21 protein-coding genes are annotated in these 23,163 nt (G+C 72.7%); 8 read left to right on the plus strand and 13 right to left on the minus strand.

Annotated features, from left to right (window positions below):
• Positions 1 to 94 precede the first annotated feature (94 nt).
• Together ACS5RC_RS05820 and tsaE are read right to left on the minus strand one after the other, a co-directional pair.
• Positions 95 to 829 carry a nucleotidyltransferase family protein gene (locus ACS5RC_RS05820; protein WP_478342880.1) on the minus strand — a complete coding sequence of 245 codons (735 nt, stop codon included), beginning with the start codon at positions 827 to 829 and terminating at the stop codon, positions 95 to 97.
• 31 nt (positions 830 to 860) lie between these two features.
• Positions 861 to 2,366 (minus strand): tRNA (adenosine(37)-N6)-threonylcarbamoyltransferase complex ATPase subunit type 1 TsaE, encoded by a 1,506-nt coding sequence (gene tsaE / locus ACS5RC_RS05825; RefSeq protein ID WP_478343421.1) that lies wholly within the window; start codon positions 2,364 to 2,366, stop codon positions 861 to 863.
• A 299-nt stretch (positions 2,367 to 2,665) separates the two neighbouring features.
• Between tsaE and ACS5RC_RS05830 the strand changes: the two genes are divergently transcribed.
• On the plus strand, positions 2,666 to 3,067 hold the full coding sequence (locus tag ACS5RC_RS05830; RefSeq protein WP_478342881.1) for a DoxX family protein: 402 nt from the start codon (positions 2,666 to 2,668) through the stop codon (positions 3,065 to 3,067).
• A 111-nt stretch (positions 3,068 to 3,178) separates the two neighbouring features.
• Here ACS5RC_RS05830 and ACS5RC_RS05835 read toward each other — a convergent pair whose 3' ends face one another.
• The 3 genes from ACS5RC_RS05835 to ACS5RC_RS05845 form a co-directional block, all read right to left on the minus strand.
• Entirely contained in the window at positions 3,179 to 4,384 is a 1,206-nt protein-coding gene (locus ACS5RC_RS05835) for an SMP-30/gluconolactonase/LRE family protein (protein ID WP_478342882.1), read from the minus strand.
• Positions 4,385 to 4,427: 43 nt separating this feature from the next.
• Positions 4,428 to 5,396 (minus strand): SMP-30/gluconolactonase/LRE family protein, encoded by a 969-nt coding sequence (locus tag ACS5RC_RS05840; RefSeq protein WP_478342883.1) that lies wholly within the window; start codon positions 5,394 to 5,396, stop codon positions 4,428 to 4,430.
• 356 nt (positions 5,397 to 5,752) lie between these two features.
• A complete protein-coding gene (locus ACS5RC_RS05845) occupies positions 5,753 to 7,147 on the minus strand; it encodes a M20/M25/M40 family metallo-hydrolase (RefSeq protein WP_478342884.1) in 1,395 nt (464 codons plus the stop codon).
• A gap of 256 nt (positions 7,148 to 7,403) precedes the next feature.
• On the opposite strand from ACS5RC_RS05845, the gene ACS5RC_RS05850 reads away from it, so the two are divergent.
• The 3 genes from ACS5RC_RS05850 to ACS5RC_RS05860 are packed head-to-tail and all read left to right on the plus strand — an operon-like array spanning position 7,404 to position 11,207.
• A complete protein-coding gene (locus ACS5RC_RS05850) occupies positions 7,404 to 7,931 on the plus strand; it encodes a (2Fe-2S)-binding protein (RefSeq protein WP_478342885.1) in 528 nt (175 codons plus the stop codon).
• Positions 7,928 to 8,941 carry an FAD binding domain-containing protein gene (locus ACS5RC_RS05855; protein ID WP_478342886.1) on the plus strand — a complete coding sequence of 338 codons (1,014 nt, stop codon included), beginning with the start codon at positions 7,928 to 7,930 and terminating at the stop codon, positions 8,939 to 8,941. Before ACS5RC_RS05850 ends, ACS5RC_RS05855 begins: the two co-directional genes overlap by 4 nt.
• Positions 8,942 to 8,948: 7 nt before the next feature.
• Positions 8,949 to 11,207: a xanthine dehydrogenase family protein molybdopterin-binding subunit gene (locus tag ACS5RC_RS05860; protein WP_478342887.1), complete on the plus strand. Its 2,259-nt coding sequence runs from the start codon at positions 8,949 to 8,951 to the stop codon at positions 11,205 to 11,207.
• Positions 11,208 to 11,350: 143 nt separating this feature from the next.
• Here the strand turns inward: ACS5RC_RS05860 and msuE are convergent, their stop codons facing one another.
• The 3 genes from msuE to ACS5RC_RS05875 all read right to left on the minus strand — a co-directional run bounded on the left by msuE (position 11,351) and on the right by ACS5RC_RS05875 (position 13,924).
• A complete protein-coding gene (gene msuE / locus ACS5RC_RS05865; RefSeq protein WP_478343422.1) occupies positions 11,351 to 11,920 on the minus strand; it encodes an FMN reductase in 570 nt (189 codons plus the stop codon).
• Between the two features lie 160 nt (positions 11,921 to 12,080).
• Positions 12,081 to 12,764, minus strand: a complete 684-nt coding sequence (locus ACS5RC_RS05870; RefSeq protein ID WP_478342888.1) for a class I SAM-dependent methyltransferase — start codon at positions 12,762 to 12,764, stop codon at positions 12,081 to 12,083.
• Positions 12,761 to 13,924, minus strand: a complete 1,164-nt coding sequence (locus ACS5RC_RS05875) for a glycosyltransferase family 4 protein (RefSeq protein WP_478342889.1) — start codon at positions 13,922 to 13,924, stop codon at positions 12,761 to 12,763. Before ACS5RC_RS05875 ends, ACS5RC_RS05870 begins: the two co-directional genes overlap by 4 nt.
• A gap of 96 nt (positions 13,925 to 14,020) precedes the next feature.
• Between ACS5RC_RS05875 and ACS5RC_RS05880 the strand changes: the two genes are divergently transcribed.
• A complete protein-coding gene (locus ACS5RC_RS05880) occupies positions 14,021 to 15,244 on the plus strand; it encodes a DNA topoisomerase IB (protein ID WP_478342890.1) in 1,224 nt (407 codons plus the stop codon).
• 123 nt (positions 15,245 to 15,367) lie between these two features.
• Entirely contained in the window at positions 15,368 to 16,783 is a 1,416-nt protein-coding gene (locus tag ACS5RC_RS05885; RefSeq protein WP_478342891.1) for a cytochrome ubiquinol oxidase subunit I, read from the plus strand.
• A 32-nt stretch (positions 16,784 to 16,815) separates the two neighbouring features.
• Here the strand turns inward: ACS5RC_RS05885 and ACS5RC_RS05890 are convergent, their stop codons facing one another.
• Together ACS5RC_RS05890 and ACS5RC_RS05895 are read right to left on the minus strand one after the other, a co-directional pair.
• Positions 16,816 to 17,475 (minus strand): response regulator transcription factor, encoded by a 660-nt coding sequence (locus ACS5RC_RS05890; RefSeq protein ID WP_478342892.1) that lies wholly within the window; start codon positions 17,473 to 17,475, stop codon positions 16,816 to 16,818.
• Positions 17,476 to 17,762: 287 nt separating this feature from the next.
• Entirely contained in the window at positions 17,763 to 18,659 is an 897-nt protein-coding gene (locus ACS5RC_RS05895) for a GGDEF domain-containing response regulator (protein ID WP_478342893.1), read from the minus strand.
• A gap of 92 nt (positions 18,660 to 18,751) precedes the next feature.
• Between ACS5RC_RS05895 and ACS5RC_RS05900 the strand changes: the two genes are divergently transcribed.
• A complete protein-coding gene (locus tag ACS5RC_RS05900) occupies positions 18,752 to 19,114 on the plus strand; it encodes a hypothetical protein (protein WP_478342894.1) in 363 nt (120 codons plus the stop codon).
• Between the two features lie 107 nt (positions 19,115 to 19,221).
• On the opposite strand, the gene ACS5RC_RS05905 is transcribed toward ACS5RC_RS05900, so the two are convergent.
• On the minus strand, positions 19,222 to 19,695 hold the full coding sequence (locus ACS5RC_RS05905) for a hypothetical protein (protein ID WP_478342895.1): 474 nt from the start codon (positions 19,693 to 19,695) through the stop codon (positions 19,222 to 19,224).
• A 260-nt stretch (positions 19,696 to 19,955) separates the two neighbouring features.
• Complete coding sequence (locus ACS5RC_RS05910; protein WP_478342896.1) at positions 19,956 to 20,195, minus strand: hypothetical protein; 240 nt, start codon at positions 20,193 to 20,195, stop codon at positions 19,956 to 19,958.
• A gap of 446 nt (positions 20,196 to 20,641) precedes the next feature.
• Between ACS5RC_RS05910 and ACS5RC_RS05915 the strand changes: the two genes are divergently transcribed.
• Positions 20,642 to 21,472, plus strand: a complete 831-nt coding sequence (locus ACS5RC_RS05915) for an FTR1 family iron permease (RefSeq protein WP_478342897.1) — start codon at positions 20,642 to 20,644, stop codon at positions 21,470 to 21,472.
• A 146-nt stretch (positions 21,473 to 21,618) separates the two neighbouring features.
• Here ACS5RC_RS05915 and ACS5RC_RS05920 read toward each other — a convergent pair whose 3' ends face one another.
• Complete coding sequence (locus tag ACS5RC_RS05920) at positions 21,619 to 23,103, minus strand: carbohydrate porin (protein WP_478342898.1); 1,485 nt, start codon at positions 23,101 to 23,103, stop codon at positions 21,619 to 21,621.
• Positions 23,104 to 23,163: the final 60 nt, after the last annotated feature.

The following is a 23,163-nucleotide window of genomic DNA, read 5'->3' on the forward strand; positions in this document are numbered from 1 at the left end:
TGGGGCTTCGGCGCTCGGTCCGGGATGCGGAACGGCACCGCCGTCCGTGTCTAGACGTTCCGGCTCTGTTCCTCAACAACCGCGGCCGCGATCCTCACGGCTGGCGCGCGCTCGCCCGCACCTGCTCCTCGGCGGCCTGGATCGCGTCCGGGGTGCCGACATGCAGCCATTGCCCGTCGAGGCGCAGGCCGTAGAGGCGGCCGGCCGCGATGGCGCGGTCGAACACGAGGTTGAGGGAGAAGGCGCCCTCGGGCGTGTCGGCGAACAGCGCGGGCGTCAGGATGGCGACGCCCGCGTAGATGAAGGGGGCGACCGCGCGCTCGCCACGGCGCTCCAGGCGCCCGTCGGGATCCATCACGAAATCGCCCGATCCCTCGTAGCCGAGGCTGGTGGCGGTGGGGGCGACGAGGAGCAGCACGTCCATCCGCTCCGCGTCCCAGCCCGCGATCAGGCGGCCGAGATTGGGCGTCGGGCCCTCGAGCCAGAAGGAATCCGAGTTCATCACCACGAAGGGCGCGTCCCCGATCAGGCCGAGCGCCTTGCGGATGCCGCCGCCCGTCTCCAGCAGGGCGCCGCGCTCGTCGGAGACCAGGGTGCTCGGCCCCCCGGTCCGCTGCGCGAGGTGGCCCTCGATCAGGTCGGCGAGGTAGTGGACGTTGACCACCGCGGTGCCGATGCCGGCCTCCGCCGCCCGGTCGAGGGCGTGGTCGAGCAGGGCCTTGCCGGCGACCTCGACGAGGGGCTTGGGCACCGTCGCCGTCACCGGGCGCATGCGCTTGCCCAGTCCCGCGGCGAGGACGAAGGCACGGCTGATGCTGGGCTCGCTCATCTGCGGGTCCTTGACGTCGGGGTCCGGGGTCTCAGGCGGAAGGGGCCACGAGGCCGGGCAGGTGCCGGGCATGCCAGTCGCGCAAGGGGGCGAGCGCGGGATGCTCGAGGTTGCGCGCGAGGTAGCCCTCGATGCGCGGCAGGTGGGCGAGGTAGCCCGGCTTGCCGTCGCGCCGGTCGAGGCGGGCGAAGATGCCGAGGATCTTGGTGGCGCGCTGGGCGGCGAGCAGGGCGTAGGCGGTGGCGAAGCCCTGCACGTCGAAGGCCGGCTCGCGGGCCCGGCGCTCGCGGGCGTAGAGGCCGAGCAGCCGCAGCTCGAACTCCGCGCTCGCATCGACGCGGGCGTCCTGCAGCAGCGAGGCGACGTCGTAGGCCGGGTGGCCGAGCACCGCGTCCTGGAAGTCGATCAGGCCGACCCGCTCCAGCCCCTCGCGGTCGGGGAGCCAGATCAGGTTGGGCGAGTGGTAGTCGCGCAGCGTCCAGGTCGGGCGCTCGGGGATCGCGGCGCGGAGCGCCTCGCCCCAGAGGGCGACGAACTCGGCCCGCGCCTCCGGGGTCAGGCCGACGCCGCGGATCGCGGGGGCGTACCACTCGGGCATCAGCTCGGTCTCGAACAGCAGCGCGTCGAGATCGTAGGTCGGCAGATGATGGTCGATGCCGTCCGCCACGGGCAGCACCGCGGGCAATTCGGTGGCGTGGAGCTTGGCCAGCAGCCGGGTCGCCTCGGCGTAGCGCTCGGGGCGGGGCGCGCCCGCCTCGATCACGGGCTCGCTCCCGAGATCCTCCAGGAGGAGCAGGCCCTCGGCGAGATCCTCGCCGTAGATCCGCGGCGCCGAGAAGCCGAGCGCCCGCAGCCCGCGGTCGAGGGCCACGAAGGCGTGCACGCTCTCCGCGAGCTTGACGATGGCGCTGTAGGGCTTGCCGTCGCGCACCGGCGGCCCGTCGGGCCGGGGCGGCGAGATCATCAGGACGGCGGTGACGCCGTCCGGGTTGGTCAGGCGCTGATAGGCGCGCGAGGAGGCGTCGCCCTGCATGTGGGCGCGCTCGGCCAGATCCCAGCCGGAGCGGACGAGGAGCCCGCGCACGGCCCGGGCCCGGTCGATGCGCGCGCGCATGCCGCCGCTCCCGTCGATCCGGGCGAAGCGCGTGCCCGCGCCGAATTCGGGGCGCAGCGACAGGTCGACGCTGAGGACCGGAGTCTCGCGCGGAGGCAGCCGCTCGGGCCACTCGACCAGGGTGATGGCCCCGTCGGTCATCTCGTCGAAGCCGATCTCGACGAGCTCGTCGGCCCCGCGCAGGCGATAGAGGTCGGCATGGACGATCGCGCGTCCGTCGCGGCCCGCATAGGGCTGGACCAGGGTGAAGGTCGGGCTCGGGACCTCGAGGTCCGGATCCCCGGCAAGTTCGCGGATGATGGCACGCGCGAGGGTGGTCTTGCCGCCGCCGAGGCCGCCCGAGAGCGCCACGAGGTCGCCCGGCAGCAGGAACTCGGCGAGGAACAGGCCGAGATCCTCCGTCGCTCCCTCCTCGGGCAGCATGATCTCCCAGGGCGCGCGCGCCGGCTCGCCGGGCGAGGCGTCGCCGGGCGGGTGGGGCTCCTGCGCTGCCGGTTCGTCCTGATCCAACTGCGATACCTCCGCGACCCGCCATGCGCGGGCTTGCCGGCCCCTGCCGGGCCAGGACGGCCGTCCGGGGCGGCCCCGCGAGGGCGACCGCACCACCGGTGGTGTCTAGACAAGGATGGTTAACCGATCCTCGCGGCGAGGCGAAGGGCTGCCCAAGCTTGACAGTCGGGGGAAATCGGCGGAGCCGTGACCGTCGCTTCCGGAGACGCCCCATGGATTCCCTGTTCGGCCGCCTGAACGGCTACGCGCCCCTGATGCTGGCGGCCCTGCGCATCATGGCCGGCCTGCTCTTCCTGGCGCACGGCTCCCAGAAGCTCCTGGGTTTCCCGCCCCGCACCGGCCCGGCGCCCGACCTCGCCTCGCTGTTCGGGATCGGCGGCACGCTCGAGCTCCTCGGCGGGGCCCTGATCGTGCTCGGCCTGTTCACCCGGCCGGTGGCCTTCCTGCTGGCCGGCGAGATGGCGGTCGCCTACTTCATGGTCCACGCGCCGAAGAGCTTCTTCCCGGCGCTGAACGGCGGCGACGCGGCGATCCTGTTCTGCTTCGTCTTCCTCTATCTCTGCGCCGCCGGCCCCGGGGCGCTCAGCCTCGATGCGCGGCGCGGGCGGCTCTGAGCGCGGCCTCCGAAGCCTCCGACGGCGACGGACGCCGGCCCCGGCGCCAAGCTCCGGCACGAAGCCTCGGCGCCAAGCCCCGGGACGCACGCTGCGGCGGCCCGGGACGCCTCAGACCCCGTCGACGGGATCGGCGTCGATGCGCATCCGCAGGATCGCGTAGGGCGGGACCTGCAGGTCGCGGCCGTCGTTGTATTCCGGCCGCCGGTTCACCTGGGCGGCCGAGATGTAGAGCCAGCGGTCCGGCGTGATCCAGAACGTGTCGGCCCAGACCAGGCGCGGATCTTGGGCCAGGACCTCGATGCGCCCGTCCGGGTCGCGCCGGCCCACGGCATTGTGCTCCTGCAGGCTGAGATAGACCCGGTCCTTGGCGTCGGTGGTGAGGCCGCCGGTCATGCCCTTCTCGCCGAGATCCGTGACGGTGGCCGCCACCGCGGCGTCGGTGACCGTCGGGTCGAGGAGCCCCGCGGTCTCGACGGCGTAGAGGTGGCGGGCCATCAGCGGCGCGTAGTAGAGGCGGGCGCCGTCGGGGCTGAGCGCGATGCCGTTGGCGCCGCCCTTGGGCGACTCGGGCGGCGCGCCGCCCTTGGTCTGCATCACCGGCCGGTCCTCCACGAACTTGACGAGGCCCTTCTGCGACTTGGTGCTGGCGTGCTCGGCGAGGCGCCGCAGCACCAGCCCGCTCGCCAGGTCGACGGCGAGGATCGCCCCGTTCTCGCCCTGGCCCTGGTCGGTGATGTAGGCCACCGCCCGCCCGTCCTTGCGGCCGACCCGCAGGTCGTTGAGCGAGGAGGTCGGCACGATGCCGGCCTCCAGGGGGACGACGCGGCGGACCCGGTTCTCGGCGAGGTCGATCTGCACCAGCTTGGCGCCGCCCGGCACGGGCGCGCCCTTGCCCTCGGGCAGGGCCGCGTCGAGCAGCCAGAGCGTGTCGTCGGCGTCGAACACGCCGTTGGGCACGTGGAACAGGCTGGCCTGGGGCCGGCCGGGATCGGGGCGGTTGCTCTCGGCATCCGGGTAGGGCCGCACCGACCCGTCCGGCATCACCTCGCCCAGCGTGAACGGCACCGCGGCGGTGAAGCGCGGCATCATCACGAAGACGCGGCCGGTGCGCGAGATCGCGAGCCCGGTCGGCGTCGAGGGCGCGTCGGCGAGACGGGCGAGTTCCAGGGTGCCGACCGGACGGCTCGGCGAGGCCTGCCGGGCGGCGCCCGGCTCGGCGCCCCCGCGCGGGGGCTCGCCCCGCTGGGCCAGCGCCGGCGCTGCCGCGAGGGCCAGGAGGCCGGAGCCGAGGAGGTGGCGGCGATCGAGGCTCATCCGTGTGTTCCGCATGGTCGGTGGAGAGGCGGGCGCCGCGGCCTCAGGCCCGCAGGTCGATCGCCAGGATCGCGTGCGCGGCGGCAATGTAGAGGCGGCCCCGCGCCCCGAGGGCGACGTTGGCCGCGGTGACCGGCGTCGCGATCCGCCCGAGCCGCGTCCCGTCGGGATGGTAGATGCGCACGCCGTCGATGCAGGCCGCGAAGAGGTGGCCGCCCGGGCCGACCGCGAGCCCGTCCGGCACGCCGGCCTCCATCTCGGCGAAGACCCGGCCCGGCCCGAGCCGGCCGTTCGCGAACGGGAAGGCGAGGATCGCCCGGCCGCCCTCCGGGTTGAGCGCCGCCCCCGTCTCGCTGACATAGAGGGTTCGCCCGTCCGGCGAGAAGGCGAGGCCGTTGGGCTGGTCGAGGGCGTCCGTCATGGCCTCGACGCGGCCGGGCTCGGCCACCCGGTAGACCCGCCGCGCCGCCTGGGCGGGCTTGGCCTGGACCCCCTCCTCCGGCTCGGTGATGCCGAAGACCGGGTCGCTGAACCAGATCGCGCCGTCGGGCCCGAGCGTCGCGTCGTTCGGGGAGTTGAGCGGCCGGCCCGCGAAGGACTCGGCCAGGATAGTGAGGCCGCCATCGGCCTCCCGGCGCACGACGCGGCGGCCGCGATGCTCGCAGGTGACGAGGCGGCCCGCCCCGTCGAGCGTGTTGCCGTTGGCATTGTTGGAGGGCGACCGGAAGATCCGGGCCGGGCCGTCCGGGCCGAGCACCAGCATCCGGTTCGCCTTCACGTCGCTGAAGACGAGGCCGCCGAGCGCGGGCGCCCAGCACGGGCCCTCGCACCAGCGCCCCTCGGCATACAGGGTCGCGAGCCGCGCGTCGGGGTCGATCAGCGCGGCGAGGCGGGGATCGTCGACCCGGACCACGCCGGCGCCGGCGCCGCCCAAGGCGTCCCCGGCCGCCTCGCCGAAGGCCGCGAGGGCGAGTCCGGCTCCCAGAACGGCGCGCCTGTGCGGGTTCGACATGCTCCTCCGACCTTCCGAGAACCGGGCCGGCGGGCGCCGTGACGCCCGCAGGATCGCCGGCTCAACGCTCCGGGATGCGAACCGATCCGGCCGGGCCCGGGGCGCGCGCAGACGCGTCGGCGCTCGGCGTCACCGACTGCGCTCCGGACGGCCGAGCCGCCGCGGAAGCCGGCGCGCTCTGGGTCCGGATCGACCGCCGCACGGGCCCAGGCGCCTGACCCGCGGGGCCCGATCGGGCTTCCGCTCGGTCGAGCGCGCAGCGTCAGGCAAGCCCGCGCAGCGTCAGGCAAGCCCGCGCAGCGTCAGGCAAGCCCGCGCAGCGTGAGTCCAGCCCGCGCAGGGCCTTACCGGGACTCTCAGCCCCGCCCGGCCTCGCCGAAGGCCGCGAGGATGCGGGCCCAGGAGCGGGTGCCCTTGTGGAAGCTGCGGAGGTCGTACTTCTCGTTCGGCGAGTGGATGCGGTCGTCGTCGAGGCCGAAGCCGATCAGCAGGGTGTTGCGGTCGAGCAGGCGCTTGAAGTCGCCGACGATCGGGATCGAGCCGCCCGCGCCCACCGTCACGGCCTCCGCGCCCCATTCCGCGGCGAGCGCCGCCTTGGCGAGGCCGAGTTCGGGCATGTCGAAGGGCAGGCTGATCGCCCGCGAGCCCTTGTAGGTGATCACCTCGACCTTGCAGTCGGCAGGGATGCGGGCGCGCACGAAGGCCTCGAAATTCGTCGCCAGGGCCTTCGGATCCTGATCGTCCACGAGGCGGAACGAGATCTTGGCGGAGGCCGTGCTGGCGATCACCGTCTTGGTGCCCTCGCCGGTGTAGCCGCCGATGATGCCGTTGACGTCGCAGGCGGGGCGCGACTGCACCAGCTCGATCGGCATCCGCCCGCGCTCGCCCGCGGGCTCCTTGAGGCCGATCGGCCCGAGGAACGTCTCCGGCGTCAGGCCGAGGCCGCGCCACTGCTCCAGCACCTCGGGCGGGCGCTCGTGCACGCCCTCGTAGAAGCCCGGCACCATGACGCGGCCGTCCGCGTCGTGCAGGTCCGCGATGATCTTCGCCAGCACGTGGATCGGGTTGCGCGCCGCGCCCCCGAAGAAGCCCGAATGCAGGTCGCGGTCGGCGCAGGTGACCTTGACCTCGAAATAGGCGAGGCCGCGCAGCGAGGTGGTGATGGCCGGGGTCCTGGCGTTCCACATGCTGGTGTCGCAGACCAGGACGACGTCGCAGCCGAGCTTGTCCCGGTTCGCGGCCACCCATTCGGGCAGGCCCTGCGAGCCGTTCTCCTCCGCCCCCTCCACCAGGATGGTGACGCCGCAGGGCAGCTCGCCGCTCATGGCGATGTGGGCGCGGCAGGCCTCCACGAAGGTCATCACCTGACCCTTGTCGTCCGAGGCGCCCCGCGCGACGATCCGCTTGGCGCCGTCGGGACCCTCGGCGATGCGCGGCGCGAAGGGCGGCGTCTCCCAGAGCTCCAGCGGATCGACCGGCTGCACGTCGTAATGGCCGTAGAACAGCACGTGCGGCGTGCCGGGCTTCGGCCGGTGGGCGAGCACCACCGGGTGCAGCGCGGTCTCGTTCACGGAGGTGTCGAAGCCGAGCGCGGTGAGGTCGGCGGCGAGCCAGGACGCGGCCTCGCGGCACTGGCCCGCATAGGCGGTGTCGGTGGAGATCGACGGGATCTCGAGGAAGCGGAACAGCCGCTCCAGGGCGCCGTCGAGGTCCCGGTCGATGTCGTTCAGGATCGCGTCGAGGGCCGCCATCGCTCTGCCTCCGGTTCGTAGGTCGGGAAATCGTCGCCCCGAGCGTTACCCGAAGGCGGCCCGGAACGGAACGCCGGACCGCCGCGCCGCAGGATCGCGATGGAACAGGCGCAGTCTGGAACGGTTGTGAAGTGAACGCGCCGGGCCGCCGTGCCCGTGCGTGGTCCGTCCTGCGCTGCCCCGCGCACCGGGCCGGGCCCCGCCCGTCACCGAATTCGAGGCCGCATCGCGGCCGGATACCTCGCTGGATACGCCCATGCTCATCGAAAGCGGCTCGCCCGTCGCGGCGGACAACCGGATCGGCATACGCCTCACCATCAACGGCCAGCTGCGCGAGCTGCAGGTCGCGCCCTGGACCACGCTGCTCGACCTCCTGCGCGAGCATCTCGACCTCACCGGCACCAAGAAGGGCTGCGACCACGGCCAGTGCGGCGCCTGCACGGTGCTGGTGAACGGCACGCGGGTGAATGCCTGCCTCGCGCTCGCGGTGATGAAGGACGGGGCCGAGATCACCACGGTGGAGGGCCTCGCGGGCCTCGCCAACGCGGGCGCCGGCTCGAACGGGCTGCACCCGATCCAGGAGGCCTTCATCGAGCACGATGCCTTCCAGTGCGGCTACTGCACGCCGGGCCAGCTCTGCTCCTCGGTCGGCCTGATGAACGAGGGCCACGCCCAGTCCCGCGACGAGATCCGCGAGGCGATGAGCGGCAACATCTGCCGCTGCGGCGCCTACACCAACATCGTCGACGCGATCGAGGACGTGCTGCAGGGGGGAGCCCGATGAACCGCTTCGATTACGTCCGCGCCGGCACCGTCGCGGAGGCGGTCCAGGCCTTCGCGGCGGCGCCCGGGGCCCGCTTCATCGCGGGCGGCACCAACCTGATCGACCTGATGAAGTACGACGTGGAGCGGCCCGGCCGCCTCGTCGACATCACCCGCCTGCCGCTGGGCGAGATCACCGAGCACGACGGCGGCCTGCGCCTCGGCGCGCTGGCGACGAACGCCACGGTCGCCTACGACGACCGCGTCCGCGCCCGCTACACGCTGCTGTCGAACGCGATCCTGGCCGGCGCCTCGGCGCAGCTGCGCAACGCCGCCTCGACCGGCGGCAACCTGCTCCAGCGCACCCGCTGCTACTATTTCTACGACACGTCCACGCCCTGCAACAAACGCCAGCCCGGCTCCGGCTGCCAAGCGATCGGCGGCGTCACCCGCATCCACGCGATCTTCGGCACCAGCCCGCACTGCATCGCGACGCACCCCTCCGACATGTGCGTGGCGCTCGCGGCCCTGGACGCCGTGGTCCAGGTGAGCGGGCCGGACGGCGACCGGGCGATCCCCTTCGCGGAGTTCCACCGCCTGCCGGGCGAGAACCCGGAGCAGGACACCACCCTGAAGCCCGGGGAGATCATCGTCGCGGTCGATCTGCCCGATCGCGATTTCGGGAGCCACGTCACCTACCTGAAGCTGCGCGACCGGCTCTCCTACGCCTTCGCGCTGGTCTCGGTCGCCGCCGCCCTCGAACTCGACGGCGACACGGTGAAGACCGCCCGCCTCGCGCTGGGTGGCGTCGCCCACAAGCCCTGGCGCAACCGCGAGGCCGAGACTCTGCTCCAGGGCAGGCCCGCCACGCGCGAGAGCTTCCAGGCGGCGGCCGACCTCATCGTGGCGGAGGCCAAGCCCCAGGACGGCAACGCCTTCAAGGTCGAGCTGGCGCGGCGCGCCATCGTGCGGGGCCTGGAACAGGCCGCCGCGGGCACGCCGCAATCGATCACCGACAAGCGCATCCAGTGAGAGATCGATGACCCAGACCTTCTCCTCCACCGGCCGCGACACCTTCGTCGGCAGCGCCCGCAGCCGCGTCGACGGTCCCGCCAAGGTGACGGGCCTCGCCAAATACGCGGGCGAGTTCGCCGCTCCCGACCTCCTGCACGGCTACGTGGTGTCGAGCGGCATCGCCAAGGGCCGGATCAAGGCCATCGACACGGCGCGCGCCGAGGCGGTGCCCGGCGTCGTCAAGGTGCTGACCCACGAGAACCGCACCCGCACCGCCTGGCTCGACTACAATTACCAGGATCAGGTCGCGCCCCCCGGCTCGCCCTTCCGCGCCCTCTACGACGACAGGATCCACTACAGCGGCCAGCCGATCGCCCTGGTGCTGGCCGAGGATTTCGACACGGCGCGCCACGCCGCGACGCTGGTCTCGGTCGATTACGAGGCCGAGGAGCCGCTGACCGATCTCGAGGCCGCCAACGCCTTCGCGTACGAGCCGCCGATGCGGCGCAACGGCATCAAGCCGCCCCCGAAGCCCTGGGGCGACGCGGATTCCGCCTTCGAGTCCGCGGCGATCCGGGTGCGGCAGGATTATCGCCTCGCCACCGAGCATCACAACCCGATGGAGCCCCACGCCTCGACGGTGATCTTCGAGGGCGACGGCAAGTACACGGTCTACGACAAGGTCCAGGGCGTCTCGAACAGCCACGCCTACCTCTCGAAGGTGTTCGGCATCGCCAAGGACGATCTGCGGGTGCTCAACCCCTATCTCGGCGGCGGCTTCGGCTCGGGCCTGCGCCCGCAATACCAGCTCTTCCTGGCGATGCTGGCCGCGCGCGACCTCGAGCGCTCGGTGCGCGTGGTGCTGACCCGCGACCAGATGTGGAGCATCACCTACCGGCCGGAGGCGCTCCAGACCATCAGCCTCGGGGCCGAGCGGGACGGCACCCTCCTGGCGCTGCGCCACGACGCGGTCGGCGCCACCTCGACCTTCGAGGATTACCAGGAGGTCGTGGTGAACTGGTCGGGCGTGATGTACCGCTGCGACAACGTCCTGCTGACCTACAAGATCGCCAAGCTCGACACCTACACCCCCGGCGACATGCGCGCGCCCGGCGCCGTCACCGGCGTCTTCGCCATCGAGACCGCGATGGACGAGCTCGCCTACGCGAGCGGCCTCGACCCGATCCAGCTCCGCCTGAAGAACTTCACGGATTCCGACGCCACCGCCGAGGGCAAGCCCTTCGGCTCGAAGGCGCTGAAGAGCTGCTTCTCGGAGGGCGCCGCCCGCTTCGGCTGGGACAGGCGCAACCCGGAGCCCCGCTCCATGCGCGAGGGCCGCGAGCTCGTCGGCTGGGGCATGGCCTCGGGTGTCTGGGAATCGATGATGATGCAGACGAGCGCCCGCGCCGTCCTCACGCCGGACGGCAAGCTCGAGGTCGGCAATTCCACCGGCGACATCGGCACCGGCACCTACACGATCCTCACCCAGATCGCCGCCGACACCCTCGGCCTGACGATGGAGGACGTGACGACGAAGCTCGGCGACACCGCGCTCCCCGAGGCGCCGGTGGCGGGCGGCTCCTGGACCGCGGCCTCGTCCGGCACCGCCGTGATGAAGGCCTGCCGCGACGTCGGCGAGCAGGTGTTCAAGCTCGCCCGGCAGATGGAGGATTCGCCGCTGGCCAACGTCGATTTCGAGCGCGTCGCCTTCACGAACGGGCGCATCGAGGTGGCGGGCGATGCGGCGCGCAGCGTCTCGCTGGTGGACGTGCTGCGGGCCTCCGGCGTCGACAAGGTCGAGGCCACGGCCAATGCGGCGCCCGACAAGGACTTCAACGCCAAGTACGAGGCCTACACCCACTCGGCGATCTTCGTGGAGGTGAAGGTCGACGAGGAGCTGGGCCAGGTGCGCGTCACCCGCGTGGTCTCGGCCATCGCGGCCGGCAAGGTGCTCAACCCCAAGACCGCGCGCAGCCAGATCCTCGGCGGCGTGGTGATGGGCATCGGCTCGGCGCTGGAGGAGGAGTCGATGATGGACGACCGCATCGGCCGCTTCATGAACCACAATCTCGGCGAGTACCACGTGCCGGTGAACGCCGACATCCACGACATCGACGTGATCTTCGTGGACGAAGAGGACAAGGCGAACCCGCTCGGGGTGAAGGGGCTCGGCGAGATCGGCATCGTGGGCACCGCGGCGGCGGTGGCCAACGCCGTGTTCCACGCCACCGGCAAGCGCATCCGCAACCTGCCGATCACGGTCGACAAGATCCTGGCGCCCTAGCCGCGCCGGGCGCCTGCGGCCGCTCGGGCCGCGGGCGCCTCTCTCCGGCCGTGGGCCGTTCCTTCAAGCCGCGGGCACTTCTCTCGAGCCGCAGGCGCTTTTCTTATGCCGCGGGCGCTTCCCTCAAGCCGCAGGCGCTTCTCTCAAGCCGCAGGCGCTTCGGCCCGGAGCTTGGCGAGGCCGCGGCCGACCTCGATCAGGGCGGCGAGCTCGTCGGCGGCGGCGCGCACGCGCTCGGCCACCGCCGCCTCGACGATGCGGCCGTCCTCGATCTCGGCGCTGCAGGCATAGACCGCGGTCGGCGCGATATGGGCGGCGAAGAAGCCGAAGAGCGGGCGCAGGGCGTGCTCGACCACGAGGGCGTGGCGCAGGCCGCCGCCCGTGGCGGTGAGCGCCACCGGCTTGCCGAGCATCGCCTCGGGCCGGACGAAATCGAAGACGTGCTTGAACAATCCCGCGTAGGAGCCCTGGTAGACCGGTGTTCCGACGATCAGCGCGTCCGCGTCCTCGATCGCGGCCACGAGGCGCTGCCCCTGGGGCGGAAGGTCGTCCCGCGTGGCCGCCCCGAGGCCAGGACCGATATCGGCGAGGTCCCAGACCGCGAGGTCGATCCGGCGCGACAGGGCGAGATCGGCCGCGACCGCCTCCACCAGGGCGCGGGTGCGCGAGGGGCGGCTGCCGCTCGCCGAGAAGGCGACGACGCGGGCGGGCAGGGTCAGGGACGCGGGCGTAGGGGCCACCTTCGACGAACTCCGGTCTGGTCCGGGGCTGTCCCGGTGCGGGCGCCGCGCGGCGCCCCTCTGATCTGGCGTGTCGGGGCCTCTGTGGGAACCCCGACCGTTTGGCGCAAGGCGCGACGGGGCGCGAGCCCGCTCAATTCGGCGCCCCGCGGAAGCGCCAGACGTGGCTCTGCTTGATCTCGGCATCCTCCAGGTCGCGCGTCACCGGCACCGCGTAGCTCGCGAGGCGGTCGAGCCGGTCCCGCGGCAGGTAGCTGCGGCCGGGATCGCCGAGGAGCACCGTGGTGCCCCGCGCCTGGAGCCCCGCCAGCCAGTCCCCGACCCGGAGGGCGAGGTCGCGCTCGTAGAAGATGTCGGCGGCCAGCACGAGGTCGGCCTCCGGGTCGCTGCCGATCAGGTCGGTCGCCACCGGCTCGATCCGGTCCGCGACGGCGTTCGCCGCGGCGTTGAGGCGGATCGCCGGGATCGCGAAGGGGTCGAGGTCGCTCGCCGTGATCCGCGCCGCGCCGGCCTTGGCGGCGGCGATCGCCACGAGGCCGGAGCCCGAGGCGAAATCGAGCACGCGCCGGCCGCGGCAGAGATCCGGGTTGTCGAGGAGGTAACGGGCGAGCGCCTGCCCGCCGGCCCAGGCGAAGGCCCAGAACGGCGGCGGCAGGCCGATCTCCGCCAGCTCGTCCTCGGTCCGCTGCCACAGGGCGGTGGCCTCGTCGGCCACGTGCAGCGCGATCTCGGGCGCGTGCGGCACCGGGCGCAGGCGGGTATTGGCCAGGATGAAGGCCTCGGCCCTGTCCGGGGTGAGGCGGGGCGCGGCGCTCATGCGGGCAGCAGGTCCCGGTAGATCGCGAGCACCGCCCGCGCCACCGCGGCCTCGGTGAAGCCGCCCTCCAGGATGCGGGCGCGGGCGGCCTGCCCGAGATCCCGCACGAGATCGGATTCCGCCGCGAGCCGCAGGAGGGCGGCGGCCAGCGCCTCCGCGTCGTCGGGGGGCACGACGAGCCCCTCGATCCCGTCGCGCACCAGGGCGCGGCAGCCCGGCACGTCGGTGGTGAGGAGCGCGCGCCCGCAGGCGGCGGCCTCCAGCAGCGCGCGCGGCAGGCCCTCCCCGCCGCGCGAGGGCAGGCAGCCGACGTGATGGCCGGCATGGATCGCGGCCACGTCGCGGGTCGGGCCGTGCCACGCCACGCCGTCGCGGCTCCATTCCCGCAGCGTCGCCTCGGGAATGGCGCGGCGGTTCGAGGGGTCGGGCGCGCCGTAGAGGTCGAGTTCGACGGCGCCGCCCCGCGCGCGGGCGAGGCGCGTCGCGGCCACCGCCACGTCCACGCCCTTCGACCAGAGCATGCGGGCGACGAGGGCGACGCGCAGGGGCGGCTGGCCGGGGAGCGGCGCCGGCGCGAAGGCGTCCGGATCGACCCCCGCGCCTCCGACGACCGTCACGGCGGTGTCGGCCGGGTCGAGGCCGAGCGCCCGGGCGTCGTCCGGGTTCTCGAACAGGTAGCGGGTGCGCCGGGAGGCGAGCGGGCCGCGGATCAGCTGGCGCAGGGCGAGGCGGCTCAGGCGGCCGGCCCGGTCCTGGCGGGCGCCGATCAGCCCGAGCCCGGTCAGCGCGTAGACCCGGGCCGGGATGCCGGCCATCGCCGCGGCGGTGCCGCCGACGAGGATGCCGCGCAGCGCGATGCAATGGACGATGTCGGCCTTGAGCGCCTTCAGGATCGCGGCGAGCTGGCCCGCGGCGTAGCCCGCCGCCATCGGGTTGAGGCTGGAACGCTCGGCCTCGAGCGCCACCACGCGCGCGCCCGTCGCCTCGATCGCCCCCCGGTGGTCGCGCACCCGCGTCACCACCGAGACCGACAGGCCCGCCGCCACGGCGGCACGGGCGAGGCCGAGGAAGTGGGAGGCGAAGAACCAGTCCTCGGTGACGACGAAGACGAGGTTGCGCATCGGCACCGGGGCCGGGTGGCGAGGGGCTGGGGCGTCCATGACGCGCCTGTAGCACGTGTGCGGCGGATCGGTGCGGCCCGGAACGCGGATCCCCGCCGCCCGGTTGTCGGCTCAAGAGCGTGAGGGAGGTGCGTCATGGGTGGCTGCGTCGTGGCCGAGCCGGAAGCGGGCTGCAGCGTCGTCGATCCGCGCGACGCCGCCGCGGAGGCCGGCCTCGCCTACGTGGACGACGCCCGCCCGGGCCTGACCCGGCGCAAGAGCGGCACGGGCTTCCGCTACCTCGACGCCAAGGGCCGGCCGGTGCGCGACCCCGCGACCCTGGAGCGGATCCGCAAGCTCGCGATCCCGCCGGCCTATACCGACGTCTGGATCTGCCCGCGCAGGAACGGCCACATCCAGGCGACCGGCCGCGACGCCAAGGGGCGCAAGCAGTACCGCTACCATCCGGATTTCCGCGAGGCGCGGGAATCGACCAAGTTCAGCCGGATCATGGCCTTCGCCGAGGCGCTGCCCGGCCTCCGCACCCGCATCGACGCCGACATGCGGCGCCAGGGGCTGCCGCGCGAGAAGGTGCTCGCCACCGTGGTGCACCTCCTGGAGACCACCCTGATCCGCGTCGGCAACGACGATTACGCCCGCACCAACAAGAGCTACGGCCTCACCACGCTGCGCGACCCGCACGTCAAGGTCGCGGGCGCCGCGATGACGTTCCGCTTCAAGGGCAAGAGCGGCAAGACCTGGAACCTCTCAGTGAAGGACCGGCGCGTCGCCCGCATCGTCAAGGCCTGCCAGGACCTGCCGGGCCAGGAGCTGTTCCAGTACCTCGATGCCGAGGGCCAGCAGCGCGACGTCACCTCCTCCGACGTCAACGCGTACCTGCGCGAGATCACCGGCCAGGATTTCACCGCCAAGGATTTCCGGACCTGGGCCGGCACGGTGCTCGCCGCCCTGGCCCTCCGGGAATTCGAGGCCTTCGACAGCGCGGCCAAGGCCAAGACCAACGTGCGCGCCGCGATCGAGAGCGTGGCGGCCCGGCTCGGCAACACGCCGACCATCTGCCGCAAGTGCTACGTCCACCCGCAGGTGCTCGACTGCTACCTCGAGGGCGGCCTGCTGCTGCAGGTCAAGGAGGCGGTCGAGACCGAGCTCACCGAGGATCTCGCCGCGCTCCGGCCCGAGGAGGCGGCGGTGCTGACGCTGCTGCGCGAACGGCTCTCGGCGAGCCCGCCCGTCGCGCCGGCCAAGCGGACGCGCGGGCCGAAGGCGCACAAGGCGAAGGCCGGCGCAGCCAAGACCGGTGCGGCGAAGCGCGCCCGCCGCCCGGCCGCGGCGTCCGCCCGCGAGGCCGCGCACTCCTGACGCCCCGATCCCGGCGCCCGCCGCGGGCGCTCGGCGGAACCCGCGCCTTGCAACGGGCACCGGAACCGGGATCTACTCGCGGCCGGTCCCGGCCGCGGGACACGCCCCAGGAGGATGGCCCGGATGGAACTCGACGCGCTGCTGCTCTCGCGCATCCAGTTCGGCTTCACCATGGCCTTCCACATCATCTTCCCGGCCTTCACCATCGGCCTGGCCTCGTTCCTGGCCCGGCTCGAGGCGCAGTGGCTGTGGTCGGGCAACCCGATCTACCGCAACCTCTACCGGTTCTGGGTGAAGGTCTTCGCGGTCTCGTTCGGGCTCGGCGTGGTCTCGGGGATCGTGATGAGCTACCAGCTCGGCACGAACTGGTCGCGCTACGCCGACTTCACCGGCAACGTGCTCGGGCCGCTGATCCAGTACGAAGTCATCACCGCCTTCTTCCTGGAGGCGGGCTTCCTCGGCATCATGCTGTTCGGCTGGGAGCGGGTCGGCGACCGGCTGCACTTCCTCTCCACCTGCATGGTGGCGTTCGGCACCCTGGTCTCCGCCTTCTGGATCCTCTCGGCCAATTCCTGGATGCAGACCCCGGACGGGTTCGTGGTCGAGAACGGCCGGGCCATCGCCACCGACTGGCTGAAGGTGGTGTTCAACCCGTCCTTCCCGATCCGCTACGCCCACATGGTGCTGGGCTGCTTCCTCACCACCGCCTTCGCGGTCGCGGGCATGTCGGCCTGGATGATCCTGCGCGGGCGCAAGGAGCCAGAGGGCAAGGTCGCGGGCGCGCGCCTCTCGCTCTCGATGGCGATGTGGTTCGCGGTGATCTGCACGCCGATCCAGATCTTCCTCGGCGACGCGCACGGACTCGCGGTCCTGAAGCTGCAGCCGACCAAGCTCGCGGCGATCGAGGCGAACTGGGAGACCCAGGCCGACATGCCGCTGCTGCTGTTCGCGATCCCCAACATGGCGGCGGAGCGCAACGACTTCGAGATCGGCATCCCGAAGCTCGGGAGCCTGATCCTCACGCACGACTTCTCGGGGGTGGTGCCGGGGCTGCGGGACGTGAAGCCGGATCAGCGCCCCCCGGTCTGGCCGGTCTTCTACGCGTTCCGCATCATGGTGGCGCTCGGCCTCGCGATGCTGGGGCTCAGCCTGTGGAGCCTGTGGCTCCGGCGCAGGAAGACGCTCTTCACCGACCGGGCCTTCCTCACCTGCGCGATGCTGATGACGCCCTCGGGCTTCGGCGCCGTGCTGTTCGGCTGGTTCACCGCCGAGATCGGGCGCCAGCCCTACATCGTGTACGGACAGCTGCGCACCGCGGACGCCGTGTCGCCGCTGACGACGCAGGCCGTCTCGATCTCGCTCGTGGCCTTCCTCGTCGCCTACGCGATCATCTTCGGCTTCGGCAGCTACTATCTCGCCAAGCTCCTGCGCAAAGGCCCGGAGCCGCTGGAGGAGGCGGTCGGCGGGGACGACGTCGCCCGCAAGCCGAAGCGGCCGCTCTCGGCCGTCGCCGAGACCCTCGAGCCGACGGGGGCCTGAAGCGCCCTCGGGCGCTGGCCCGCCCGTCGCGCTCAGTGGCGCGACGGACGGCCCTGGTCGCTCTCGACGACCGGTGCGAGGCCGAGCTGGCGGGCCAGCGAGACGAGGTCCTTGAGGCGGCCGGTCTGGGTCTTGCGCCGCAGGTTGAGCCGATGCGTCTCGACCGTGCGCACGCTGAGGGCGAGGCGCCGGGCCACCTCCTTGTTGCTGAAGCCGGCGCTGAGGAAGCGCAGCACCTCGGCCTCCCGGGGCGTGAGGCCGAGCGCCTCGCCGCCCGCATCCGCCGCGGCGCCCGCCTCCGCCGCGGCACCCGCCTGGGCCGTCAGGCAGGGCGCGTCCTCGGCGAGCGCCAGCATCGCGGCGCAGACCTCGCGGGGATTGGCCGAGCGCGCCACCAGGGCGTCGGCCCCCGCGGCCAGCACGGCCCGGATGTCGTCGGCGGCGAGCACCTGGATGGCGGCGAGCACGCGCATCCGCGGGCGGCGCTCCTTCAGGGCGACGATGCGGGCGAGGCAATCGGCCATGTGCGCGGCGTCGATGACCACCAGGGCGACGACGCGGTCGACGGCGGGCTCGTCGAGATCGGCCTCGCTCACCGTCTGGAATTCCGGCGCGTGCTCGAGGGTGGCGCGAAGCGTCGGGTTTAGAACGTGCGGCCCGTCGAAAACGAGGACGCCCACAGCTGTACTCATCACCCCACACCCTCTGTTCCCGGTATGAAACGTCTTCACCGGTTGCGGGGTAGGATTTCCAAGATTTGTTCCAAGCCGTTTCTGAATTGATTAAGGTTTATACGCAGCCGCTGCAGAGTGCTGAGCTTTGACGATGCGTTAAGACCTGTCCCATCCCGAAACCCGCCGCGGCCCGCCTCCGCGCCACCTGTACCGATCTTGGCCGTTTCCGTGGGGCCCGGAGGCCCGCGCGCGCCGAGCCCTCCCATTCTGACTCAAACCGGCGCGTCGGGCCGCCGGATCGCGGCTCAGCCGGCCCGGGCGAGGATCAGGTCGGTGGCCGCGGAGACCACGCGGTCGCGCCCGCTGGTCTTGGCCTCGTAGAGCGCGATGTCGGCCCGCTTCATCAGGGCCTGGACCGAATCGCCCTCCGTCCAGGTGCTGACGCCGAAGCTCGCGGTGAGGCGCACGGGCCCGCGCGCGCCGCGGATGCGCAGGTCGCGCGTCTTGCCGCACAGGCGCTTGGCCACCGCCTCGGCGGCGTCCAGATGGGTGTTGGGCAACAGGAGCGCGAACTCCTCGCCGCCGAGGCGGCCGGCCCGGCCCTCGCTGGCGATGAGCTTGGCCATCGCCTGGATCGCGAGGTCGCCCACGTCGTGGCCGTGCTCGTCGTTGACGCGCTTGAAGTGGTCGATATCGGCGAGCACCATCGACATCCGCCCGTGATTGCCGGCGCGCTCCGTCTCGGTACTCGCCTGCGCGAAGAAGGCGCGGCGGTTGAGGAGGCCGCTCAGCGGGTCGGTGTCGGCGAGGTGGATCAGGCGCTCCTGCAGCGAGGTCAGCCGCTCGGCGGCCCGGAGGCGGGCGTGCAGCTCCTCGGCGCTCGGCGGCTTCTCGATGAAGTCGTCGGCGCCGCTATCGAGGGCCTCGGCGAGATTGCGGGCGTTGCGCGCCGAGGACATGGTGATGACGTAGAGCGGCTGGCGCTCGTCCGCGAGCAGGCGGGCGGACCAGCACAGTTCCAGTCCGCTGATCGGCCGCACCTGCAGGCTGGTGATCAGGACGCGGACGCTCGAGTTGTCCTGTAGAAAGCTGAGCGCCTCGGTCGAGTCGGTGAAGCATCGCACGTCGTGACCGCGCGGTTCGAGCAGCCCCGCCACGATCTTGAGCACGACACGGCTGGAATCGACGATGACGATCTGCATGGGGAGCCTTCGAGCCAAGACGGGGCTTCTGTCCAAGTCTCGCGCAGAGTCCTTAATGCTCCGCCCTCTCCTGCCTTCTCCTCGGCCGGCCGATGCGTGAGCCGGACGACGGAAGCGGCCCACCCGTCACCCCGGACGGACGCTACATCGTGGTGCGCGGGCGGCTGTGGCGCCGCTCCGATCCCGGCCTCGGCGCGGCGGCCCGCGACGCGGCGGTCGCGGACCTGATGGCGGCGCGGCGCGCGGTGCGCTCGGCCAAGCAGGCCGAGCGCGACGGCGATGCGGCGGCGGGCGCAGCGCTCAGGGCGGCGCGTGCGGCGGTCGACGCCGCGAAGGTGGCGCTCGGGGAGCGGGGGCCGGTCTGGTGGCAGGACGGCGCGCCGGACGAGACCCGCCGCATGGCGCGCAACACCCGCTACGCGGCGTGGTTCGCCGCGCTCCCGGACGAGGCCTGAGGGCGCAGGTCCGAGCCATGTCAGGCCGGTCGGTTCTCAGGCCAGTTGGTTCTCAGGAAGGTCGGCTCAGGCCATTTGCCCCGGGACGGGTGGCGCCCGGGATCCCCTCAGCGTCGCGGAACCCGGACCTCGATGACGCGCAGATCCGCGCTGCGCGCCCCGCCGTCCTGCTCGACCCAGCCGCCGTCGCCGCCGCGCGCCAGGATGCGAGGGCCGCGGGCGCTCCTGGCCTGGCGGCGGACGGGCTCCTGCGCGTTGATCCGGGTCAGGGTCGGCTGGCCGACGGGCGCCGGGGCGATGCCCGAGACGGTCGGGATGCCGTAGGTGCCGTAGGTCCAGGCCGGCGGAACCAGGGCGCTCGGGCGCGGGAACCGGGTGAGCGGCGCGCCGATATAGGCTCCGCGCACCGCCTCGTCGGCGAAGCCGTAGCCGCTGCGGCCGTATCCGGTATCGCCGTACCCGTAGGCGGGGGCGTAGGCCGGCGGGATCTGCCGGACCTCGAGGGCCTGGGCCGCGCCGGACCCGGCGAGCAGGAGGACGGCGAGGGCGCCGAGGGCGGCCCGGGGGTGCGGCACGGACATGGGCGGATCCTCCGGCGCTGAGAAGGCGGGGCAGGCGCCGCGCGCGACGGGCCGCGCGGCACGGGAGAGCTGTCCGACGGGAACGGCCCGGTCCGAGATGTCGTTCCGGCCGGGCGCCCCGGACCAGCCGCGCAGAGTGCGTACCCGCCCGCGGGCGGCCGGCTGCGCACATGAAAAAGCCCCGGACGGGCCGGGGCTGCATCGACGGGGGGCTTGCGGGGACCGGCGCGAGTCCGGCGGCGCGATTCGACGGCCCTGCGTCAGCGGCAGGTCGTGATCCGCCGCACCACCCAACCCTCGCCCTCGACCCAGAGGCGGCGGCGGGCGCGGCTGCACGTGGCATCCTCCTCGCCCTCGTTCACCGAGGCCGGGCGGATATTCGTCGCCTCGGCCACCTTGGCCACGGCGTGGTCCGAGTTCGGGGCTGCCAGCGCGGGGCCGGCGCTGAGCGCGAGGAAGGAACCCGCGGCAAGGCTCGCGGCGAGGGCAAACTTGATCATGGCGATTCTGTCCGTTGATCGGTGCGCGGCGCCCCGCGATCCGGTGCGGGATGGCGGTCCTGCGACGCGCCCGTCTCTCGCCTGCTTCAATGCACGGCTCGGCCGTTCGGTTGCACGCCGCGACGCGCATTTCCGCGCGCGCCCGCGCCGGTTGCCCACAGCTATCCGAGCGCGCCGCCCGAGTGCCGTACGGCCCCCAGACGGCCCTCGCACCGCCCTCGCCGCGCGCGGGTGCGACGATCGGAGCGCGATTTCGCGGGCGCGCGGAGATCGGCGCCCTTGCGGGACGGCGTTGCGGGGATTAGGGACGCAGAGACAAGCAGATCCTCGCAAGCTCCAAGATCTCGACCCGCGGCCGGGCTTCTTCAGAACGCTTCTAATCAACGAATGCTCTGAAGCATCCGCCGCCGGCCTTGTTTTTAGCGCTTCCAAACTGGAGATCGATCATGGCGGATGGCTCGACATTCGTTCAGGCCTTCACCATCCTGTTCCGGGAGGGCCTCGAGGCGCTCCTCGTGATCGCGGCACTGGCCGCCTTCCTGCGCCGCGCCGGCGCGGCCGACAGGATCGCGCCGGTCTATGCCGGCGCCGGCGTCGCGGCGCTCGCCAGCGTCGCGATGGCCTGGGTGTTCGAGACCTATTTCGACGGCAACCACAACGACCTGATGGAGGCCGGCGTCATGCTCGCGGCCGCCGCGCTGATGTTCTACATGAGCGGCTGGCTGTTCGTGCGCCAGGATCCGCGGGCGTGGCAGGCGGACCTCAACCGCATGGCCGAGCGGGCGCTCGGGGCCGGCACCGTGGTGTCGCTCGCCGGCATCGCCTTCCTGGCGGTGTTCCGCGAGGGCGCGGAGACGATCCTGTTCCTGCACGCCCTGGCCAAGACCGGCAACGGCTTCGACGGCTCGCTGTTTGCCGGCCTCGGCGTCGCGGTGGTGGCGCTCGGGGCGATGTTCGTGGCGATGCAATGGCTGGCCCTGCGCCTGCCGCTGCGGCCGATGTTCCTGATCACCTCGGCCTTCCTGTTCGTGATGGCGCTGAAGATGATCGGCGAGGCGTTCCAGGAGTTCCAGGAGCAGACCCTGATCCCGGTCCACAACGACGGCGTGCCGGACCTCGTCACGAATCTCGGCTTCAACGGCAGCTGGGAGGCGCTGGGGACGCAGGGCGCCCTGGTGCTGATCGCGCTGGCCTGCCTCGGCGCCTACCTGATGCGGAACCGGGCGAGACCGCCGGCCGAGGGCGTGCGCCCGGCCGCGCACGCCAAGACGGCTTGACCAAGACCACTTGAACAAGACCGCCTGAAGGCGCCCGGGCGCACCCGCCCAGATCCCGGCTCCCGACGAAGGCCCGCCCCACGGCGGGCCTTTTCCGTTCCGGCACCGCCCGGAGGAGGCTCAGGCACGATGCCCAGGCACGCCGCTCAGTACTGGACGGTCGCCCGGACGCCGAGCACGGCGGCGTTGCGCAGGCGGCGCCCGTCCGGGCCCGCCACGCCCCCGCCGGGATGCATCACGTACTGGACGTCCGGCTGCACCGTGAAGCCCGGCACCACCAGGGCCTGATAGGTCGCCTCGATCACCGCCTCCGCCCGCCGCACCGGCATCGGATTGCCCGTGAACAGGATCGCGTCCCTGTCGGCCCGGCGCGTCGCGTCGCCGATGCGCGCGTAGGCGAGGCCGAGGCCGATCGTGTCGTCCTCGCGGCCCGGGAACAGCCCCTTGTAGGCGAGGCCGCCGTCGACATAGGCGTCGATCAGGCTGGAGCGGGTCGGCGAGACCGCGGCGCGCAGGAACACGCTCAGGCCCTCGTCGTCCTTGTCCTTCTCGATGAAGAGGCTCTGGTCGACGAGGGCGTAGAACCCGGCATTCCCCCGCAGGCGCCGGGGCAGCCCGGTCGAGGCGGGGTCGGCGAGCGCGCGTCCCGCCGTGTCGAGGCGCGGGTCGTCGAAGCGGCCGAAATGCTGCCAGCCGCCGAGGGTCACCGTCCCGGGCAGGGCCGTGCCGCCCCGCTCGGTGTTGTAGGCGTAGGCCGCCTCGGCCACGATCAGCGCCGGGTCGTGGGCGCGGAAATCCGTGCCGGTGCGGTTGAGGCGCTGCGCCTCCGGGTCGTCTCCGGGGCGGTTGGCGCCGGCCGGATCGCCGTCGTAGAGCCCGACCTGCAGCGAAAGTCCCCCGCCCGCCTCGTATTTCATCCGCACCGCCGGCGTGGAGAGCGGATAGGCGGGGCCGCCGCTCGGCAGGTTGAGCCCGGTGATGGCCGGCCAGCCGAAGGTCGAGTTCACGAACAGCGTCGCGGTCTGGCTCACGATGAACTCGGTGTCGGCCGCCTGCTGGCCGATGCGGATCCCGAGCTTGCCGTCCATCAGGCTCTGGTCGAACCAGAGCACGTAGAGGCGGGTCGCCGGCAGCGCCTCGATCACGCTCGTCGTCAGCAGGTTGCCCACGTAGTAGCGCGACAGGCCGGTGCCGTGGATGAAGTAGGCGTTGGCGTGGACGGTCGCGCCCTCCCAGCCGGCGATCCGCTCCAGGTTGAGATTGAGCCGCAGGTTCAGCCGGTCCTCCGCGATGGCGCCCCGGCGCAGGCCGCCGACGGGGTTGCCGAGCACGTCGGCGATGTAGGTCAGGCTGTACTCGATGCCGCGCGCCTTCAGCTCCGGGCGGATCCCCAGGGGATCGGCGAGCGGCCCGAGATAGGGCTCGACCGAGCGGACATAGCCGCCCGAGGCCTGGCTCGTCGTCTCGGGCTGGGCCACCGAGGTGCGGGGATCGGCGCCCGCGCCCTCCCGGATCACCGGGATGAGCCGCGGGGCCGCCGGGCCGGCCTGTTGGGCCGCCGCCGGCCCGGCCGCGAGCGCGAGGCAGAGGGCGGTCCGGAGGGAGAAGCGGGACAGGCGCGGGCGGGACATGCGCGGTGGGGATCTGCGGCCGGAACCTTGCAACGAGAGGTCGCATCCTGGCACGGCGCG

Source organism: Methylobacterium sp. HJ2, assembly GCF_056431005.1.

Coding starts and splice junctions, on each gene's coding strand:
- ACS5RC_RS05820 (WP_478342880.1), bottom strand. CDS start 829: ATGAGCGAGCCCAGCATCAGCCGTGCCTTCGTCCTCGCCGCGGGACTG.
- tsaE (WP_478343421.1), bottom strand. CDS start 2,366: ATGCTGCCCGAGGAGGGAGCGACGGAGGATCTCGGCCTGTTCCTCGCC.
- ACS5RC_RS05830 (WP_478342881.1), top strand. CDS start 2,666: ATGGATTCCCTGTTCGGCCGCCTGAACGGCTACGCGCCCCTGATGCTG.
- ACS5RC_RS05835 (WP_478342882.1), bottom strand. CDS start 4,384: ATGAGCCTCGATCGCCGCCACCTCCTCGGCTCCGGCCTCCTGGCCCTC.
- ACS5RC_RS05840 (WP_478342883.1), bottom strand. CDS start 5,396: ATGTCGAACCCGCACAGGCGCGCCGTTCTGGGAGCCGGACTCGCCCTC.
- ACS5RC_RS05845 (WP_478342884.1), bottom strand. CDS start 7,147: ATGGCGGCCCTCGACGCGATCCTGAACGACATCGACCGGGACCTCGAC.
- ACS5RC_RS05850 (WP_478342885.1), top strand. CDS start 7,404: ATGCTCATCGAAAGCGGCTCGCCCGTCGCGGCGGACAACCGGATCGGC.
- ACS5RC_RS05855 (WP_478342886.1), top strand. CDS start 7,928: ATGAACCGCTTCGATTACGTCCGCGCCGGCACCGTCGCGGAGGCGGTC.
- ACS5RC_RS05860 (WP_478342887.1), top strand. CDS start 8,949: ATGACCCAGACCTTCTCCTCCACCGGCCGCGACACCTTCGTCGGCAGC.
- ACS5RC_RS05870 (WP_478342888.1), bottom strand. CDS start 12,764: ATGAGCGCCGCGCCCCGCCTCACCCCGGACAGGGCCGAGGCCTTCATC.
- ACS5RC_RS05875 (WP_478342889.1), bottom strand. CDS start 13,924: ATGGACGCCCCAGCCCCTCGCCACCCGGCCCCGGTGCCGATGCGCAAC.
- ACS5RC_RS05880 (WP_478342890.1), top strand. CDS start 14,021: ATGGGTGGCTGCGTCGTGGCCGAGCCGGAAGCGGGCTGCAGCGTCGTC.
- ACS5RC_RS05885 (WP_478342891.1), top strand. CDS start 15,368: ATGGAACTCGACGCGCTGCTGCTCTCGCGCATCCAGTTCGGCTTCACC.
- ACS5RC_RS05890 (WP_478342892.1), bottom strand. CDS start 17,475: ATGAGTACAGCTGTGGGCGTCCTCGTTTTCGACGGGCCGCACGTTCTA.
- ACS5RC_RS05895 (WP_478342893.1), bottom strand. CDS start 18,659: ATGCAGATCGTCATCGTCGATTCCAGCCGTGTCGTGCTCAAGATCGTG.
- ACS5RC_RS05900 (WP_478342894.1), top strand. CDS start 18,752: ATGCGTGAGCCGGACGACGGAAGCGGCCCACCCGTCACCCCGGACGGA.
- ACS5RC_RS05905 (WP_478342895.1), bottom strand. CDS start 19,695: ATGTCCGTGCCGCACCCCCGGGCCGCCCTCGGCGCCCTCGCCGTCCTC.
- ACS5RC_RS05910 (WP_478342896.1), bottom strand. CDS start 20,195: ATGATCAAGTTTGCCCTCGCCGCGAGCCTTGCCGCGGGTTCCTTCCTC.
- ACS5RC_RS05915 (WP_478342897.1), top strand. CDS start 20,642: ATGGCGGATGGCTCGACATTCGTTCAGGCCTTCACCATCCTGTTCCGG.
- ACS5RC_RS05920 (WP_478342898.1), bottom strand. CDS start 23,103: ATGTCCCGCCCGCGCCTGTCCCGCTTCTCCCTCCGGACCGCCCTCTGC.